The sequence below is a fragment of the Streptomyces sp. NPDC086519 genome (assembly GCF_040686075.1).
Taxonomy (GTDB): domain Bacteria; phylum Actinomycetota; class Actinomycetes; order Streptomycetales; family Streptomycetaceae; genus Streptomyces; species Streptomyces shenzhenensis.
The window spans coordinates 1-17,101 of record NZ_JBFBJL010000078.1 but is presented as its reverse complement, the minus strand read 5'-3'; the positions used below and the strand labels follow the sequence as shown (position 1 = coordinate 17,101).

The window sequence follows — 17,101 nt, the reverse complement described above, 5'->3', positions numbered from 1 at the left end:
GTCGTCGGCCGCGGGTGCGCGGCGGCAGCCGCACGGCGGACAGGGCCCGCGCCCCTGAAGGGGCGCGCTGCCGCCTAGGCTGGGGAGCATGCCCCTGTCGAAGGCGCGCACGGCCCTCGCCGAGCTTCGGGAGGACCTCCTCGGCGATGTGTTCGCGCCGGGGGATCCGGGGTACGACGCGGCCCGTGCCGTCTTCAACGGCATGATCGACCGGTGTCCGGCCGTGATCGCTCAGTGCGTGGACGACGTCGACGTGGTTCGTGCCGTGCGGTTCGGGCGGGAGCTGGACCTGAAGATCGCGGTCCGCGGCGGTGGGCACAGCGTGGCGGGGGCGGGGGTCGGTGACGGGGCGCTCGTGGTGGACCTGCGCCGGATGCACGAGGTGACCGTCGACCCGGCGGCGAAGGCCGTACGCGCGCAGGGCGGGGCCACCATCGGCCATCTGGACCGGGCGACCCGGCCCCACGGCCTCGCCGCCACCGGTGGCCGGGTCTCCACCACCGGGGTCGGCGGCTTCGTGCTCGGTGGCGGGTCGGGCTGGCTGGACCGCGCCTTCGGCCTGGCTGCCGACAACCTGATCGGCGTGGAGCTGGTGACCGCCGGCGGAGAGCGCGTGCACGCCGGTGCCGACGAGAACCCGGAGTTGTTCTGGGCCCTGCACGGCGGCGGCGGGAACTTCGGCGTCGCCACCGCGCTCACCCTCGCCCTGCACGAGCTGCCGGTGTTCTCGGCCGCGCTGCTGCGGTACCCGCCGTCCTGCGGCCCGGACGTGGTCCGCGCCTTCCGCGAGGTGATCCGCACCGGCCCTGACGAGGCGGGCGGCGCGGTGCTGCACCTCGCCGGGGGTGAGCCGGGGTGCGCCGCCCTGGTGACCTACGTGGGCGGTACGGAGGGCCTGTACGAGGTCGCCGGGCCGCTGCTGGCGCTGCCGCACGCGGCGCAGGCCGCCGGCCCGCTGACCTACAGCGCGGTGCAGGGCATGCTCGACCTGCCTGCCGGGCTGCGGAACCACTGGTCGGCCGAGTGTCTGGCCGACCTGCCCGACGAGGCGGTGGACGCCTGGTGCGGCGGCGCGGAGGGCATGCCGGTGCCCACCGGCAGCCGGCAGCTGCTGTTCCCGCTGGGCGGCGCGGTCGCCTCCGGACCGGGTCAGTACCCGGTGCCGTACCGGAGAGCGGCCTGGGTGGCGCACCCGGTCGGGATCTGGGCGGACCCCGGCGACGACGAACGGGTGATCGCGTGGGTGCGGGGCGCCGGTGCCGGGGTCCGGCCGTGGTCCACCGGCGCGGTCTGCCTGAACCTCGTCGGTGACGAGGGCCCGGAGCGGGTGCGGGCCGGTCTGGGCGCGGGGAACGCGCTGCGGCTCGGCAGGGTGAAGCGGCGGTGGGACCCCGACAACGTCTTCCGCTTCAACCACAACATCAAACCGCTCTAGCGAAAGGTGCCGTGGAGGCGTTCGCCCAGGTAGCGTCCGCTCCATGGACAGCAGTACGGGCAGCGGACCCGACAACCAGGGCGCCGGGATCACCGTGCGGCGGGCACTGGAGCTGCCCACGCTGCGCAGCGGGCTCCCGGAGATCCTGGCGGGCGCCGACCGGCTGGGCCGCACCGTGCGCTGGGTGCACGCGGGCGAGGTGCCGAACATCGCCTCGCTGCTGAAGGGCGGCGAACTGCTGCTGACCACTGGCTACGGCCTGGGCACCCGGCCGACCGACCAGCGGGCGTTCGTCCGCACGCTCGCCGAGCGGGGCATCGCCGCCCTGGTGGTGGAGCTGGGCGCCCGGTTCGACCGGCTGCCCGCCCCCCTCGTCGACACCGCCCGCGCGACCGGGCTGCCGCTGGTCGTGCTGCACCGCGAGGTGCCGTTCGTGACGGTGACGGAGGAGATCCACACCGAGATCGTCAACCACCACTACGCGCTCCTCCAGCGCGCCGAGGAGGTGCACCGCCGCTGCACCGAGGCGCTGCTGGGCGGCGGCGGGGTGCCGCAGGTGCTGGCGATCCTGGCCGACTTCAGCGGCAACCCCGTCTTCCTGGAGACCACCGACGGCCAGCTGCTGTACGCGGCCGGGGCGGGGCCCGAGGGGGCGGATCCGCTCCAGGTGTGGGAGGGGCTGCGCGGCCAGCGCAAGGACGCGCCGCCGCCGGCCGGGGCGGTGCTGGTGGACGTGCCGGGCGGCGGTCCGGGGGCGGGGTCGGTGCGTGCCCGGCTGGTCCTGCTTCCCGTCCGCGGGCCGCTCGCGCCCGTGCACCGGATCGCCGCCGAACGCGCCGCGGGCATCCTGGCCGTCGTGCTGATGCAGGCCCGCCAGGAGGAGGAGCTGGCGGCGCGCGGGCGCGGCGACTTCCTGACCGACCTCGCCGAGGGCCGGATCACCGCGGAGGACGCCCCGGCGCAGGCCCGGGTGCTCGGCTTCAAGCCCGGCGGCAGTCCGCTGCTGCCGGTGGTCATGCGGATCGGCGACTCCCTGCACCCGGGCGGGGGCTGGGCGATGCTGGCCCGGGCGGTCGGCGAGGAGCTGGCGGCCGTGGGCGTGCCCGTCCTGCTGGGCGTACGACCGGTCGAGGGCCGGGTGCCCCTGCTCGTGGGCCTGCGCTCGGAGGCGGAGCGGACGACGGTCGCGGACCGGGTCGCGGCGGCGCTCAGGGCGGGGGTGGAGCGCGCCGGGATACAGCGCGCCGGTGCCGCGCCCCCGGTCGTGGTGGTCGGGGTGGCCGGCGGCTGGGCGGCGGCGTCGGCGGGACTGCGGCACGCGGCCGAGACGGCGACGGCGGCCCAGGGCCTGTCCGGCCGGGCCTGGTACGACGCCCGCCGGCTCGACATCGACCTCCTGCTGTGGCGGCTGCGCGACCACCCCGACCTGGCGGCCTTCGTGGACCGCGCGATCGGCCCGCTGCGCGACCACGACCAGCGCTCCAAGCCGCCGCTGCTGCCCACCCTGGAGACCTACCTGGCACACGCGGGCCGCAAGGCGGAGACGGCCCGGGAGCTCCACCTCAACCGGCAGACCCTCTACAACCGCCTCGCCCGCATCGGGGAGTTGCTGGGCACTGACCTCGACGACCCGCAGGTGGTGCTGGCGTTGAGCCTGGCGCTGCGGGCGCGAAGGCACGTGCCCTAGGACCTCACGGCAGCGGCCTGGGTTGCGTCAACTCGTCGTACACGCTGAGCACTTGGGCGACGGTCTCGTCCTCCGTGGGCCAGCTCGCCGCCTGCCGGGCGCCCCGCTCACGCAGCTCCGCGCAGCGCTCGGGGTCGCCGAGCAGGCGGGCGACGGTGGCGGCGAGGCCCGGTGCGTCGCCGTACGCGACCAGTTCGGCCGCGTCCCCGACCAGGTCGGGGATGCCGCCGACCGCGGTGGCGACGAGCGGCACGCCCGCGTGCAGGGCCTCCTGCGCGAAGACGGAGCGGGGCTCCCAACTACTGGGCAGCAGCGCCAGATCGGCGGCGGCGAGCAGCTCGGCGACGTCGTCACGGCGCCCGATCAGCCGCACGGGCAGCTCCTCGTCCTCGATCCGCCGCTGCAACGACGCACGCAGTGGCCCCTCGCCGGCGATGACGAGGAGCGGCACCGGATCGAGCCGGCACCAGGCGCGTGCCGCGTCCAGCAGCACGTCATAGCCGCGATGCCGGTCGAGGGAGCCGACGGCGATGAGCAACGGCCGCCCCATGGAGCCGAGTTCGGCCCGGACCTTGGGCCGCAGCCCCTCCGCCTCGTCCTGGTCCACGGGCCGCCGCACGCCGGGCAGCGCCACGGCGGCGAGCCGGGCGTCCCTGGCACCGGTACGGCGGGCCCGGTCCACCAGGTCGTAGGTGGTGCCGAGCACCACGGCGGCCGTCCTCACCACCCGCCGCTCCAGCATCCTCAGCAGATGGGCCCGCGCTCCCTCCGCATGCGCCCGGTTGTGCCAGGTGACGACCAGCGGAGTGCCGCGGCCGCTCAGCGCCAGCACCGCGCGGAAGGAGGCGTGCAGGCCATGGGCGTGCACGAGGTCGGCGTCCGCGCAGGCGGCGCGGAGTGCCGCGACCGAGCCCGGGTCGCTGCTGCGCGGCACGTGCACATGGTCGGCGCCGACGTCCGAGAAGCCGTAGGCGCGATCGGCCTCGGCGGGGGCGCAGACCGTGACCCGCACGCCCCGCTCGACGAGGCCTGCGGTCAGCGAACGCACGTGCGCGCTGCTGCCGGCGTTGCCGCCGCCCAGCACCTGCACGGTGCGCAGCGGCGACTGACCATGCGGTGCGTTGCTGCTCACGGGGGTCACGCGGCCGGGGCTCCTGGTTAGGCGTGGGGCGGTCACGAGGGAACGTACAGAAGGTATCGGGGCCGAGGGCGTCACCGCGCGCGCCTCCCCCGGACACCGCGCCCCCCTCAAGGATGCCAGCACACAAGGGTGTTCCGGGTATTCCGAGAAGGCACATACCGAGGCGGGCCGGGGCAATGCGCCGAACCGTGTCACCCGGGAGGGTGACGAAACGCCACCGAGGAGGAGCGCGGCCGGCAGCCTCTGACCGCCCCGGCCGTCGCCCTGTGCCCTCCGCGCCCTCCGGCCGTGGTCGCCGTCAGTGGCCGGTCAGCGGTCCGCCCGCGCCGTCGCCAGCAGTTCCTCGGCGTGCGCCCGTGCCGTCTCCGAGTCGTCCTGGCCTGCCAGCATGCGGGACAGCTCCCGTACCCGCTCCTCGCCCTCCAGGACCTTCACGCCGGAGCGGGTGACCGAGCCGTCGTTGGTCTTCTCGACGAGCAACTGCCGGTCGGCGAAGGCGGCGACCTGGGGAAGGTGGGTGACGACCACCACCTGCGCGGACTTGGCGAGCTTGGCCAGGCGCCGCCCGATCTCCACCGCCGCCTTGCCGCCCACACCCGCGTCGACCTCGTCGAAGAGGTACGTCGGGACCGGATCCGTACCCGCGAAGACGACCTCCACCGCGAGCATCACGCGCGACAGCTCACCGCCGGAGGCGCCCTTGGCGATCGGGCGGGGCGGGGCTCCCGGGTGCGGGGCGAGGAGCAGTTCCACCTCGTCGGCGCCCGCCGGGCCGTAGGCCACCGCCCGGCCGCCGACCTCCACGCCCTCCGGGTCCTCGGTCTGCCGGATGGCGAAGGACACGCGCGCGTGCGGCATCGCGAGGGAGCCCAGTTCGGCGGTGACGGCGGCCGCGAAGCGTTCGGCGGCCTCGGTGCGCGCGTCGGTCAAGGCCTGCGCGAGACCGCCCAGTTCGGCCCGCAGGGCGTCGCGCTCGGCGGTCAGTTCGTCGATCCGCTCGTCGTCGCCGTCGAGTTCGGTGAGCCGCGCGGCGCCCTGCTCGGCCCACGCCAGCACCGCGTCGATGCCGTCGCCGTACGCGCCGTACTTGCGGGTCAGCGCGGTGAGCGCAGCACGCCGCTCCTCCACGGCCGCGAGCCGCAGCGGGTCGGCGTCCAGGTCGTCGGCGTACCCGGCGAGCTCGCCCGCCACATCGCCGAGCAGGATCCCGACCTCGCCGATCCGGTCGGCGAGCGCGGCCAGCGCCGGATCGTGCGAGCGCACGGCCTCCAGGGCCCGGTGGGCGCCCGCGACAAGGGTGGCCGCGTCGATGCCCTCGGGGTCCTCGGGGTTGCCCGCGAGCGCGGAGTGCGCTGCGGTCGCCGCGGACGACAGGGCCTCGGCGTGCCCGAGCCGCTCGGCCTCCTCGGCGAGCTCGACGTCCTCGCCGGCCCGCGGCTCCACCCCCGCGATCTCGTCCAGCCCGTAGCGCAGCATGTCGGCCTCCTGGGCCCGCTCACGCGCGCGTGTGACGATCTCCTCCAGCTCGGCCGCGACGGCCCGCAGCCGCCGGTAGGCCTCGCCGTACTTGGCCAGCGGTACGGCGACCCCGTCGCCCGCGTACCGGTCGAGGGCCTGCCGCTGCCGGGACAGCTTCAGGAGCCCCTGCTGATCCGTCTGCCCGTGCACGGCCACCAGGTCGTCGGCGAGTTCGGCGAGCAGCCCCACGGGCACGCTCCGCCCGCCCAGGTGCGCCCGCGAGCGCCCCTCGGCGGAAACGGTACGGCTGATCAGCAGCGCCCCGTCGTCCAGCTCGGCACCGGCCTCCTCGGCCCGTACGGCCGCCGAGGCCCCGGCGGGCACGGAGACCCGCCCCTCCACAACCGCCTTCTCGGACCCGATCCGCACGAGCGCGGGATCGGCCCGCCCGCCGAGCAGCAGCCCCAGGCTGGTGACCACCATGGTCTTGCCCGCACCGGTCTCACCGGTGACGGCGGTGAACCCCGGCGACAACTCGACGACGGCGTCATCGATGACTCCGAGCGACCGTATCCGCATTTCTTCCAGCACGGGGAAGACCTTACGAGGTCGAGATGGCGAAGTGCGAGGCCCCCTGTCACCCGGGCGAGTGGAGAACCCGCGAGGGGCCGCCCGCATCGACACACGGGCGGGTGTGCCCACCCGAAGGAGCAGGCGGCTCGGCGGCTCCCCACCCCGCCGGGCAGCATCCCCACCCGAAGGAGCAGTCGGCTCCTCGCCACGCCGGGGAGCATCCCTACCCGAAGGAGCAGTCGGCTTCTCGCCACGCCGGGCAGCATCTCCACCCGAAGGAGCAGGCGGCTCGGCGGCTCCCCACCCCGCCGGGGAGCATCCCCACCCGAAGGAGCAGTCGGCTTCTCGCCACACCGGGGAGCATCCCCACCCGAAGGAGCAGTCGGCTCCTCGCCACGCCGGGCAGCATCCCTACCCGAAGGGGCGCGGGGAACTGCGCGACAAGCCACAGCCCACCCGCACCCGCCGACGCACCGGAACGGGCCCCACGCTCCGTCAGTGCGGCGCCCCCCGCCATCCGGAGACCGGCAGCGCGAACTTCGCCACCAACCGGTCCGTGAACGAAGCGTGATGCAGCCGCGCCAGCCGCACCGGCACCGCCCCCCGCCGCACCTCCACCCGCGCCCCCGGCGGCAACTCCACCGTCCGCCGCCCGTCACACCACAGCACCCCCGGCTGGATGTGCGGCAGCACCTCCACCGCGAGCACCGAGTCCGGCGAGGTCACCAGCGGCTTCGCGAACAGCGCGTGCGCGGAGATCGGCACCATCAGCAGCGCCTCCACCTCCGGCCACACCACCGGCCCGCCCGCCGAGAACGCGTACGCCGTCGACCCGGTCGGCGTCGACAGGACGATCCCGTCGCACCCGAACCCCGTCACCGGCCGCCCGTCGATCTCCAGCACCACTTCCAGCAGCTTCTCGGCGCCAGCCTTCTGCACCGCCGCCTCGTTCAGCGCCCAGTCGGTGTGCACGATGTCCCCGTTGCGGTGCACGACGACGTCGACGGTCATCCGCTCCTCGACCTCGTACGCCCGGCTCACCACCCGGTCGACCACCTTGTCGAGATCGTCGCGCTCGGCCTCCGCGAGGAACCCGACGCTGCCGAGGTTGACGCCGAGCATCGGCACCCCGGAGGCGCGGGCGAACTCGGCGCCGCGCAGCAGCGTCCCGTCACCGCCGAGCACGATCAGCAGCTCGCAGCCGTCGAGACTGTGCGGCGAGGCCTCCTCGACGAGTTCGACCTCGTCGGGCAACGGCAGGTCGCGGGCCTCGAAATCCAGGACCCGTACGCCCACTCCGGCCGCCAGCAGCCCCTTCACCACGAGCTCGGCGCTGCGGATCGCGGCCGGCCGCCCGGTGTGAGCGAGGAGGAAAACAGTACGAGCTCGGTTCTGTGTCAACGCGGCCCCTCCGCCACGGCACGGTCAACGTCGGCCGGATCCAGCTGGGGTGCGCCGGCCCGCAACCACAGAAAGTACTCGACGTTGCCGGACGGCCCGGGCAGCGGACTGGCGGTGACACCCTTCACCCCGAGCCCCAGCTCCCACGCCTTCCCGGCAACCCCCCGCACGGCCTCCGCCCGCAGCTGCGGACTCCGTACGACTCCCCCGCTGCCCAGTCGCTCCTTGCCCACCTCGAACTGCGGCTTGACCATCATCACCAGGTCGGCGTCCGGCTTCACGCACCGCACCAGGGCCGGCAGCACCAGCCCGAGCGGGATGAAGGACAGATCACCCACGACAAGATCCACAGGCTCCCCATCGATCGCTTCAAGCGTCAACTCGCGTACGTTCGTACGGTCCTTGACGGTGACGCGTTCATCGCTCTGCAGAGACCACGCGAGTTGGCCGTATCCGACGTCCACGGCGACCACATGGGCGGCCCCCGCGCGCAGCAGCACATCGGTGAACCCTCCGGTCGACGCACCGGCGTCCAGCGCCCGCCGCCCCTCGACCGCCAGGCCCTCCGGGACGAACACCGCCAGCGCGCCGGCGAGCTTGTGGCCGCCCCGGGACACGTACTCGGGATCGCCGTCGTCGGTCTGGACGACGATGGCGGCGGCGGTCTCCACCTGGGTGGCCGGCTTGGTCGCGAGGGTCTTGCCGACGGTGACCCGCCCGGCGGCGATCAGCTGGCTGGCGTGCTCGCGCGAGCGCGCGAGCTTCCGGCGGACCAGCTCCGCGTCCAGACGGCGACGTGCGACTCCTGCCACGGTGGGTTCAGCTCCTGCTCTGGTGGTACGGACTAGAAGGTGTGGCCCGAAGGGCCTCGTAGCGGGGTGGTGGCCGGGTGCCGGGCGGGCCCGGGCACCGGGGGTCCCGGAGGTCCCGGGCGGGCGTCGAGCGCGGTCAGCGCGTCGCGCAGCCCCCGGTGCACATCCTCGTACACCTCCAGATGCCCGTCCGTGGCGAGGTGGTCGGCGTCGGCCAGCCGGTCGAGCTCCGCGTCGACCTCGGCGTTGCCGGTCGGGGTGCGCGGGACGTTCAGCGCGGCGGGCGCGGCGGGGTCGTACTCGGGTTCGACGGCGGCCGCTTCCTCGGCCGCCGTCACCCGGCCCTCGGGCACGGAGTCGGTCATGCCCCGACGCTACATCGAACCGCTGGGGTACCGTCGGTCGCGATGGCCACGATCGAGGAGTGCCGCGCCGCACTCGACAAGCTCTCGCACGGCATGAGCGGTGCCGAGGGCGACGTCCGTGCGGCCGCCGCCATGGACCGCACGGTGAGCTGCCACATCACCGACCTGGACGTCACCTTCGCCGGCCGGCTCACCGGCGGCCGGATCGACGTCGAGGACACGTTCCCCGGTCCGCCCCGGGAGAAGGCGCAGATACGACTCGCCATGGCCGGCCACGACCTGGTGGCCCTGGTCGACGGCGAGCTGAACTTCGCCGGCGCCTGGGGGTCGGGCCGGGTGCGGCTGGAGGCGAACCTGCTGGACCTGTTCCGGCTCAGGAAGTTGTTGTGACCCTTGCCTTCCGGGCGGCCGGCACCACCAGCGGGGTCCCCGTCTCCGGGTCGTCGATGATCTGGCAGCGCAGCCCGAAGACCTCCCGCACCAGCTCGGCGGTGACGATGTCGTTCGGGGCGCCCTCGGCGATCACCCGGCCGCCCCGCAGCGCGATGAGGTGGGTGGCGTACCGGGCCGCGTGGTTGAGGTCGTGCAGCACGGCGACCAGCGTCCGCCCCTGCTCCTCGTGGAGTTCGGCGCACAGGTCGAGGACGTCGATCTGGTGCTGGATGTCCAGGTAGGTGGTCGGCTCGTCGAGGAGCAGCAGCGGGGTCTGCTGGGCGAGCGCCATCGCGATCCAGACGCGCTGCCGCTGACCGCCGGACAGCTCGTCGACGTACCGGTCGGCGAGTTCGGCGACGCCCGTCCGCTCCATCGACTGCTGTACGACCCGTTCGTCCTCGGCGGACCACTGGCGCAGCAGGCCCTGGTGCGGGTAGCGGCCGCGGCCGACCAGGTCACCGACGGTGATGCCGTCGGGCGCGATGGACGACTGCGGGAGCAGGCCGAGGGTGCGGGCGACCTTCTTCGCGGGCATCGACTGGATGACCTGGCCGTCGAGCAGCACCCGGCCCTGGCTCGGCTTGAGCATCCGGGACAGCGCGCGCAGCAGCGTCGACTTGCCGCAGGCGTTGGGGCCGACGATCACGGTGAAGGAGCTGTCGGGGATCTCCACCGACAGCTGCTCGGCGATGACCCGCTGGTCGTAGGCGAGGGTGACGTTCTCGGCGGACAGGCGGTTCACGGTGCTCCTCTCGCGGTCCGGCTCGGGTGTCGGGTTCTTGTCCTGGCCGTCTTCCGGTGTCATATCCGGCCCGCCCGGCGTTCGGTGACGAGGAGCCAGAGCAGATAGACCCCGCCGAGGACGCCGGTGACCACACCCACGGGCAGCTGGTCGGCGCCGAAGGCGCGCTGCGAGGCCCAGTCGGCGGTGACCAGGAGGGTGGCGCCCATGCACAGGGAGGGCACCAGGTTGGGGCCGGGGGCGCGGGTGAGGCGGCGGGCGAGCTGGGGCGCGGTGAGCGCCACGAAGCTGACGGGCCCGGCGGCGGCGGTGGCGGCCGCGGTCAGCAGGACGGCGGCCACCATCAGCAGCGTCCGCACCCGTTCCACGCGCACGCCGAGGGCGTGGGAGACGTCGTCGCCCATCTCCATCATCCGCAGGCCCCGCCCGTTGACGAGGACCAGTGGCACGAGGACCGCGCACAGCGCGAGCAGCGGCCAGACCTGGCTCCAGTCACGGCCGTCGAGGGAGCCGGTCATCCAGACGACCGCGCGGGTCGCGTCGACCAGGTCGGCCTTGGTGAGCAGATAGCCGTTGACCGCGGTGACGACGGCGGAGACGCCGATGCCGACCAGCACCAGCCGGTAGCCGTGCACGCCCTGCTTCCAGGCGAGGAGGTAGATGGCGAGGCCGGTCACCAGACCGCCGGCCAGGGCGCCGACGGTGACCTGGGCGGCACTCCCGGACAGCAGCACGATGACGACGAGCGCGCCGGAGGTGGCGCCCTGGGAGAGGCCGAGGACGTCCGGGCTGCCCAGCGGGTTGCGGGAGATCGACTGGAACAGCGCGCCGCCGAGCCCGAGCGAGGCGCCGACCAGCAGACCGACCAGGACCCGCGGCAGCCGCAGCTCGTTGACGATGAAGTCCTGTCCGGCCGTACCGTTCCCGGCCAGGGTCTTCAGCACGTCGCCGAAGGAGATCGGGAAGTCCCCGGTGCCGATCAGCACGACACTCGCGGCGCACGCGGCCAGCAGCAGCGCGACGACCACGACCAGCGCGCGCACGTCGGTCCGCAGGGAGAGCCCGCCCGGGGTTCGCAGCGTGAGCGTGGTCTTCACAGCGGTTCTCACAGTGGTCCTCACAGTTCGCACAGTGGTCCTCACAGCGGTGCTCACAGCTGGGCCGTCCTGCGCCGTCGTACGAGCAGAATGAAGACCGGCCCGCCGATGATCGCGGTGACGATGCCGACCTGGAGCTCCGCGGGGCGGGCGACGATCCGGCCGATGACGTCGGCGCCGAGCAGCAGCACGGGCGACAGGACCGTCGCGTACGGCAGGATCCAGCGCAGGTCGGGGCCGGTGAACGAGCGCACGGCGTGCGGGACCATCAGGCCGACGAAGGCGATCGGACCGCAGGCGGCGGTGGCCGCGCCGCACAGCACGGTGGCGGCGAGCATGGCGAGGGCCCGGGTGCGGGCGAGGTTGGCGCCGAGGGCGCGCGCGGTGTCGTCGCCCATCGCCACCGCGTTCAGCGGGCGGGCGAGGCCGAGGGCGAGCAGGGTGCCGGCCGCGAGGAACGGCAGCACCTGCAGGATCGTCGAGTTGCCGGCCGAGGCCAGCGAACCCACCGTCCAGAAACGCAACTTGTTGAGCGCCGCGTCGTCGGTGATCATCACGGCCTGGAGGTAGCCGTAGAGCGCGGCGCTGATCGCCGTACCGGCCAGCGCGAGCCGGACCGGGGTGGCGCCCCGGCTGCCGCCCAGGAACCACACCAGCGCGCCCACCGCGGCCGCTCCGAGGAAGGCGAACCACACATAGCCGCTGAGGGTGCTGACGCCGAAGTAGGTGATGGCGGTGACGACCGCGGCCGACGCGCCCGCGTTGATGCCGAGCAGTCCGGGGTCGGCGAGCGGGTTGCGGGTGAGCGCCTGGAGCACCGCCCCGGACAGGCCCAGGGCGGCACCGGCCAGCAGGCCGAGGACGGTGCGCGAGAGCCGGGCGTCGACGACGACGTCGCCGTACGTCCCCGTGTCGTGGAACAGGCCGTGCCAGACCTGGTCCAGCGGCAGCTCCTTCGCCCCGATCGCGATGCTCACCAGCGCGACGAGCAGCAGGATCACCGCGGAGACCAGGAGCCCGAGGGCCCGTATCGCCCGACGGGTCGGGGGCGCGGGGGCGGTGTCCGCGCGCTGCTCGGAAGGACTGTCGACCAACACAAGGTTAGGTTAGCCTATCCTCGTATCCTGTCTTTCGCTGCCCCGTCCCCCTTCCCGTTCCCGCCTCATCGGCGGCAACTCCCCGTCAGGTGCGGGGACATCAGAGCCCCAGCCGTGCCAGTGCCTTGCCTCCGTCCAGGTCGCAGGAGCCCTCGCCCGCCGCCGTCCAGGCCGCCGCGCACAGCGCCCGCAGCCCGTCGAGCGACTCGCCCTCACCCTCCAGCTCCAGCCGGTCGGCACGCGCCGTCGCCGTCCAGCCGCCGCACCGGAAGCCGTCGCCGTCCGCCGTGACCTCGGGCTGCCCGGTGAGCAGCCCGCGCAGATCGGCGTCGACATAGGTCGGCCGGTGCTGCGGCGGTGCGGCGAGCAGCTGACGCCCGTCGGTGACGCCGGTCAGCACGAGCAGCGAGTCGACCCCGCCGTTGAACGCGCCCTCGATGTCGGTGTCCAGCCGGTCCCCGACCACCAACGGCCGCTCCGCACCCGTCCGCAGGATCGTCTCCCGGTGCATCGGCGGCAGCGGCTTGCCCGCCACCTGCGGCTCCGCACCCGTCGCGATCCGGACCACCTCGACCGCCGCCCCGTTGCCCGGCGCTATCCCGCGCCCGCTCGGAATCGTCAGATCGGTGTTGGACGCGAACCACGGCACCCCGCGCGCGACGGCGTACGACGCCTCGGCGAATCGCCCCCAGGGCAGGTCGAGACCGCCGTAACCCTGCACCACGGCCGCCGGATCGTCGTCAGCGGACTCCACCGGCTCAAGCCCCCGCTCCCGCAGCGCGACCCGCAATCCCTCCCCGCCGATCACCAGCACCCGCGCCCCGGCCGGCACCTGCTCACTGATCAGCCGCGCGACCGCCTGCGCCGAGGTGATGACGTCGTCGGCCTCCGTCGGGATCCCCAGCTCGGTGAGGTGCTCGGCCACCGTGTCCGGCGTCCGCAGCGCGTTGTTGGTGACGTACGCCAGACGCATGCCGCCCGCGCGGGCGACCTCCAGCGACTCCACGGCGTGCGCGATCGCGCTGCCCCCCGCGTACACCACCCCGTCCAAATCGAGCAGCGCCGTGTCGTACGCCGCGCTCAGGGCCTGTCCGATGCCCTCGGGACCAGTCCTGACGCCCTGGCTCATCCCCATCGCTCCTTGTCACTCCTCGTCGACCCGCCCTTTCACCGCCGATCATCCCGCACGCCACTGACACACGTACGATGCCGGGATGAACACTGCAGGTCACTCGGAAGCAACGGAGCGCCGAGGCCTGGAACTGACCCCGTTCCGAGGTCTTCGCTACGACCCGCACCGGGTCGGCAGTCTGGCCGCCGTCACCTCCCCGCCCTACGACGTCGTCGTACGCCCCGACGGAGTACACCACCTCCAGTCGGCCGACCCGCACAACATCGTCCGTCTCATCCTTCCCCAGGCCGGTACCCCCAGCGCCGGTACCGAACAGGCGGCCGACACCCTGCGCCGCTGGCAGGCCGAGGGCATCCTCGCCGCGGATCCCGAACCGGCCCTGTACGTCTACGAGCAGCACGACGGGAACGGCCTGCTCCAGCGCGGCGTCATCGGCGCCCTGCGGATCTCGGAGCCGTCCGAGGGCGTGGTGCTGCCGCACGAGGAGGTCATGGCCCCGGTCGTCGCCGACCGGGCGGCCCTGATGCGCGCCACCTTCGCGAACCTCGAACCCCTCCTGCTCACCTACCGGGGCAACGGGACGACCGCCGAGGTCGTCGAAGCGGTGGCCGGCCGCCCCCCGCTCCTCGCCACCACCACGGAGGACGGTTTCCACCACCGCCTCTGGTCGATCACCGACCCCGCCGAGGTGGCCCTCGTCCAGTCCGACCTGTCCCACCACCAGGCCCTGATCGCCGACGGCCACCACCGCTGGGCCACCTACCTGCGTCTACGCGCGGAGCACAGCTCGCCCAGCCCCTGGGACTACGGCCTGGTCCTCCTCGTCGACACCGCCCGCTACCCGCTGCGCGTCCGCGCCATCCACCGCCTGCTGCACGGCCTGCCGGTGGCCGAGGCACTGGAGCGGGTCAAGGGCCTGTTCCGGGTACGACGGCTCGACGTCCCGCTCCCGGCGGCCCAGCAGTCGCTGGCGGACGCGGCCTGCGCCGGCAACGCGTTCCTGCTGGCCGGCGACGGCACGTTCCACCTCATCGACCGCCCGGACCCCGCCCTCCTGGCCCGCACGATCCCCGACGACCGCCCGGCCGCCTGGCGCTCCCTGGACGCCACCGTCCTGCACGCCACGCTCCTCGACCACGTCTGGCGGATCCCCGAGGACTCCCCCGCGCACATCGCGTACATCCATGACGCGGCGGCGACCGTCGCAAAGGCCGAGCAGGACGGCGGCACGGCCGTCCTCATGCACCCGGTACGCGAGGAGGTCGTCCGCGCCCTGGCCCGCCAGGGCGTGACGATGCCCCGCAAGTCGACGTCCTTCGGCCCGAAGCCGGCATCCGGGCTGGTGCTGCGGGCGCTCGACGTCTGAAAGCAGGAGGGCAGACCTGGTCGAGGCCTGCCCTCTGCTCATCACTCGGTCACCCGGTCACTGAGCTCAGTCCTGCTCGGCCTCGAACTCGTCCTTGGCCTTGGCCTCGGGCTCGGGCTCGGGCTCGGGCTCGGGCTCGGGCTCGGCGACGGTCTTGGTCTCGGCCTCCGCCTCGGTGTCGTCGGCGACCTCGGTCTCCTTCGGGGTCTCCTCGGTGATCTCTTCGGCGGTCTCCTCGGCGCTCTCTTCGTCCAGCGCGTCGACGAACTCGACCCCGTCCAGCTCGGCCAGCCGGTCGGAGGCGTCCGTGCTGCCGTCCCGGTCGGCCTCGACGGCCTTGGCGAACCACTCCCGAGCCTCGTCGACACGCTGAGCGGCGAACAGGGCGTCGGCGTAGGCGTACCGCAGCCGCGCGGTCCACGGCTGTACGGAGTTGGACGCCAGCTCGGGGCTCTGCAGCGTCACGATCGCCGCGTCCAGCTGCCCCATGTCACGCCGGGCGCCGGCGGCGACGAGCCGCATCTCGACCTGGCCGGCCTTGTCGAGCTTGTGCACCTCGGGGGCGCCGGCCATGTCCAGCGCCTTCTCCGGCCGCCCGAGCCCACGCTCGCAGTCGGCCATCACCGGCCACAGGTCGACGTTGCCGGTCATGCGCCGCGCGGCCCGGAACTCGGCGAGCGCCTCGGCGTACTTCTGGTTCGCGTACGCGGCGAACCCGGCCGCCTCACGGACGGCGGCGACACGGGACGCCAGCCGCAGGGCCACCTTGGAGTAGCCGTAGGCGCCCTCGGGGTCCTCGTCGATGAGCCGGGCGACCATCACCAGGTTCTTGGCGACGTCTTCCGCGAGCGTCTTGGGCAGGCTCTGCAGCTCCTGCCGCACGTCCTTGTCGATCTCCTCGCCGGTGACGTCCTCCGGGATCGGCAGCCGCTTGATCGGCTCCCGGTCCCGGTCCCGCTCCCGCTCGTCCCGGAAGCGGCCGCCGCCACCGCGGTCGTCTCGTCGGTCGTCTCGGCGGTCGTCGCGCCCGCGGTAACCGCCACCGCGGTTGTCGTCCCGGCGGAAGCCACCGCCCCGGTCGTCACGGCGCGGACCACGGCTCCGGTCGTCGCGGTCGCGATCGTCACGCCGGCCGTAACCGCCACCTCGGTTGTCGTCACGACGGTCGTCACGACCGCCGTACCCACCGCGGTCGTCACGACGCTCGTAACCCCCGCGGTCGTCGCGGCGGTCGTCACGACGGAAAGCGGGACGCTCACCGCGGTCGTCACGACGGGGACCACGGTCGCGATCGTCGCGCCGACCGTAACCGCCGCCGCGGTTGTCGCCACGGTTGTCGTCACGACGGTCATCCCGACGGCCGAAACCACCGCGGTCGTCACCACGCCGGTCGTCCCGGCGGAATCCGCCACGGTCTCCGCGGTCGTCGCGGTCGTCACGACGGAAGGCAGGACGGTCGCCACGGTCATCACGCCGAACGTCACGACGGTCGTCACGGCGGTCGTCACGACGGAAGGCAGGACGCTCACCGCGGTCATCACGCCGAACGTCACGACGGTCGTCACGGCGGTCGTCACGACGGAAAGCGGGACGCTCACCGCGGTCATCACGACGGAAGGCAGGACGCTCACCGCGGTCATCACGACGGAAGGCAGGACGCTCACCGCGGTCATCACGACGGAAGGCAGGACGGTCGCCACGGTCATCACGCCGAACGTCACGACGGTCGTCACGGCGGTCGTCACGACGGAAAGCGGGACGCTCACCACTGTCGTCACGGCGGGGACCACGGTCCCTGTCATCGCGACGACCGTATCCGCCTCGGTCCCCGCGATCGTCGCGCTGGAACCCCGGGCGGGAACCACGGTTGTCTTCCCGTCGGCCGTAGCCGCCACCGCGGTTGTCGTCGCGACGGTCATCCCGACGGCCGTAGCCGGCACCACGGTTGTCGTCACGGCGATCGTCCCGACGGCCGTACCCCGTACCGCGGTTGTCGTCACGGCGGACGTAGCCGCCGCCGCGGTTGTCGTCACGGCGGTCATCGCGACGACCGTAACCGCCGCGGTCTCCACGGTCGTTGCGGTCTCCGCGGTGTCCGCCACGCTCACCGCGGTCACCACTGTCCCGTCGCCGCTGGTCGCGCTCCGGTCGGTCGTCGGGAGAGTTGGTGGACATGGTGACTCCTGTCTTCGGTACCGCAAGCATTGTAAAAACAAAAGGACCCCTGGTCCCAGCTGAACGCTGGGACCAGGGGTCCTCCAAAGATTGTTCGGCGGCGTCCTACTCTCCCACAGGGTCCCCCCTGCAGTACCATCGGCGCTGTAAGGCTTAGCTTCCGGGTTCGGAATGTAACCGGGCGT

The 17,101-nt window shown here is 73.5% G+C and carries 15 protein-coding genes and 1 rRNA gene; 4 read left to right on the top strand and 12 right to left on the bottom strand.

Translation table 11 applies throughout. The annotated features are described in order from the left end of the window. The first annotated feature begins 88 nt into the window (after nucleotides 1-88). Both AB0P24_RS41720 and AB0P24_RS41715 read left to right on the top strand, forming a co-directional pair. Entirely contained in the window at nucleotides 89-1,435 is a 1,347-nt protein-coding gene (locus AB0P24_RS41720; RefSeq protein ID WP_365803574.1) for an FAD-binding oxidoreductase, read from the top strand. Between the two features lie 43 nt (nucleotides 1,436-1,478). Continuing rightward, on the top strand, nucleotides 1,479-3,122 hold the full coding sequence (locus tag AB0P24_RS41715; protein ID WP_365803572.1) for a PucR family transcriptional regulator: 1,644 nt from the start codon (nucleotides 1,479-1,481) through the stop codon (nucleotides 3,120-3,122). 4 nt (nucleotides 3,123-3,126) lie between these two features. On the opposite strand, the gene AB0P24_RS41710 is transcribed toward AB0P24_RS41715, so the two are convergent. The 5 genes from AB0P24_RS41710 to AB0P24_RS41690 form a co-directional block, all read right to left on the bottom strand. Further along, on the bottom strand, nucleotides 3,127-4,263 hold the full coding sequence (locus tag AB0P24_RS41710) for a glycosyltransferase family 4 protein (RefSeq protein ID WP_365803570.1): 1,137 nt from the start codon (nucleotides 4,261-4,263) through the stop codon (nucleotides 3,127-3,129). Nucleotides 4,264-4,572: 309 nt separating this feature from the next. Continuing rightward, a complete protein-coding gene (gene recN, locus AB0P24_RS41705; RefSeq protein ID WP_365803606.1) occupies nucleotides 4,573-6,300 on the bottom strand; it encodes a DNA repair protein RecN in 1,728 nt (575 codons plus the stop codon). A gap of 489 nt (nucleotides 6,301-6,789) precedes the next feature. Further along, entirely contained in the window at nucleotides 6,790-7,695 is a 906-nt protein-coding gene (locus tag AB0P24_RS41700; protein WP_132889008.1) for an NAD kinase, read from the bottom strand. Beyond that, complete coding sequence (locus tag AB0P24_RS41695; protein WP_365803568.1) at nucleotides 7,692-8,507, bottom strand: TlyA family RNA methyltransferase; 816 nt, start codon at nucleotides 8,505-8,507, stop codon at nucleotides 7,692-7,694. The genes AB0P24_RS41700 and AB0P24_RS41695 overlap by 4 nt, the downstream gene beginning before the upstream one ends. Before the next feature lie 32 nt (nucleotides 8,508-8,539). Then, complete coding sequence (locus tag AB0P24_RS41690) at nucleotides 8,540-8,872, bottom strand: hypothetical protein (RefSeq protein WP_365803566.1); 333 nt, start codon at nucleotides 8,870-8,872, stop codon at nucleotides 8,540-8,542. A 42-nt stretch (nucleotides 8,873-8,914) separates the two neighbouring features. Between AB0P24_RS41690 and AB0P24_RS41685 the strand changes: the two genes are divergently transcribed. After that, complete coding sequence (locus tag AB0P24_RS41685; protein ID WP_365803564.1) at nucleotides 8,915-9,262, top strand: sterol-binding protein; 348 nt, start codon at nucleotides 8,915-8,917, stop codon at nucleotides 9,260-9,262. Here AB0P24_RS41685 and AB0P24_RS41680 read toward each other — a convergent pair. The 4 genes from AB0P24_RS41680 to AB0P24_RS41665 form a co-directional block, all read right to left on the bottom strand. After that, a complete protein-coding gene (locus AB0P24_RS41680; protein ID WP_365803562.1) occupies nucleotides 9,246-10,112 on the bottom strand; it encodes an ABC transporter ATP-binding protein in 867 nt (288 codons plus the stop codon). The genes AB0P24_RS41685 and AB0P24_RS41680 overlap by 17 nt on opposite strands. Next, on the bottom strand, nucleotides 10,109-11,146 hold the full coding sequence (locus AB0P24_RS41675) for an iron chelate uptake ABC transporter family permease subunit (RefSeq protein WP_365803604.1): 1,038 nt from the start codon (nucleotides 11,144-11,146) through the stop codon (nucleotides 10,109-10,111). Before AB0P24_RS41675 ends, AB0P24_RS41680 begins: the two co-directional genes overlap by 4 nt. A 53-nt stretch (nucleotides 11,147-11,199) precedes the next feature. Then, nucleotides 11,200-12,243: an iron chelate uptake ABC transporter family permease subunit gene (locus AB0P24_RS41670; protein WP_365803560.1), complete on the bottom strand. Its 1,044-nt coding sequence runs from the start codon at nucleotides 12,241-12,243 to the stop codon at nucleotides 11,200-11,202. A gap of 100 nt (nucleotides 12,244-12,343) precedes the next feature. After that, complete coding sequence (locus tag AB0P24_RS41665; RefSeq protein ID WP_365803558.1) at nucleotides 12,344-13,372, bottom strand: HAD-IIA family hydrolase; 1,029 nt, start codon at nucleotides 13,370-13,372, stop codon at nucleotides 12,344-12,346. Between the two features lie 85 nt (nucleotides 13,373-13,457). Here AB0P24_RS41665 and AB0P24_RS41660 point away from each other — a divergent pair, with 85 nt between their 5' ends. Next, nucleotides 13,458-14,741, top strand: a complete 1,284-nt coding sequence (locus tag AB0P24_RS41660; protein ID WP_365803556.1) for a DUF1015 domain-containing protein — start codon at nucleotides 13,458-13,460, stop codon at nucleotides 14,739-14,741. Between the two features lie 66 nt (nucleotides 14,742-14,807). Here the strand turns inward: AB0P24_RS41660 and AB0P24_RS41655 are convergent, their stop codons facing one another. The 3 genes from AB0P24_RS41655 to rrf all read right to left on the bottom strand — a co-directional run. Beyond that, the gene (locus tag AB0P24_RS41655) at nucleotides 14,808-15,623 is read right to left on the bottom strand and encodes a tetratricopeptide repeat protein (RefSeq protein ID WP_365803554.1); all 816 of its coding nucleotides are present in this window, start codon (nucleotides 15,621-15,623) and stop codon (nucleotides 14,808-14,810) included. After that, entirely contained in the window at nucleotides 15,560-16,849 is a 1,290-nt protein-coding gene (locus tag AB0P24_RS41650; RefSeq protein ID WP_365803552.1) for a hypothetical protein, read from the bottom strand. The genes AB0P24_RS41655 and AB0P24_RS41650 overlap by 64 nt, the downstream gene beginning before the upstream one ends. Before the next feature lie 159 nt (nucleotides 16,850-17,008). Next, a 5S ribosomal RNA gene (gene rrf, locus AB0P24_RS41645) occupies nucleotides 17,009-17,101 on the bottom strand; the annotation flags it as partial.

Coding starts and splice junctions, on each gene's coding strand:
- AB0P24_RS41720 (WP_365803574.1), top strand. CDS start 89: ATGCCCCTGTCGAAGGCGCGCACGGCCCTCGCCGAGCTTCGGGAGGAC.
- AB0P24_RS41715 (WP_365803572.1), top strand. CDS start 1,479: ATGGACAGCAGTACGGGCAGCGGACCCGACAACCAGGGCGCCGGGATC.
- recN (WP_365803606.1), bottom strand. CDS start 6,300: ATGCGGATACGGTCGCTCGGAGTCATCGATGACGCCGTCGTCGAGTTG.
- AB0P24_RS41690 (WP_365803566.1), bottom strand. CDS start 8,872: ATGACCGACTCCGTGCCCGAGGGCCGGGTGACGGCGGCCGAGGAAGCG.
- AB0P24_RS41685 (WP_365803564.1), top strand. CDS start 8,915: ATGGCCACGATCGAGGAGTGCCGCGCCGCACTCGACAAGCTCTCGCAC.
- AB0P24_RS41680 (WP_365803562.1), bottom strand. CDS start 10,112: ATGACACCGGAAGACGGCCAGGACAAGAACCCGACACCCGAGCCGGAC.
- AB0P24_RS41665 (WP_365803558.1), bottom strand. CDS start 13,372: ATGAGCCAGGGCGTCAGGACTGGTCCCGAGGGCATCGGACAGGCCCTG.
- AB0P24_RS41660 (WP_365803556.1), top strand. CDS start 13,458: ATGAACACTGCAGGTCACTCGGAAGCAACGGAGCGCCGAGGCCTGGAA.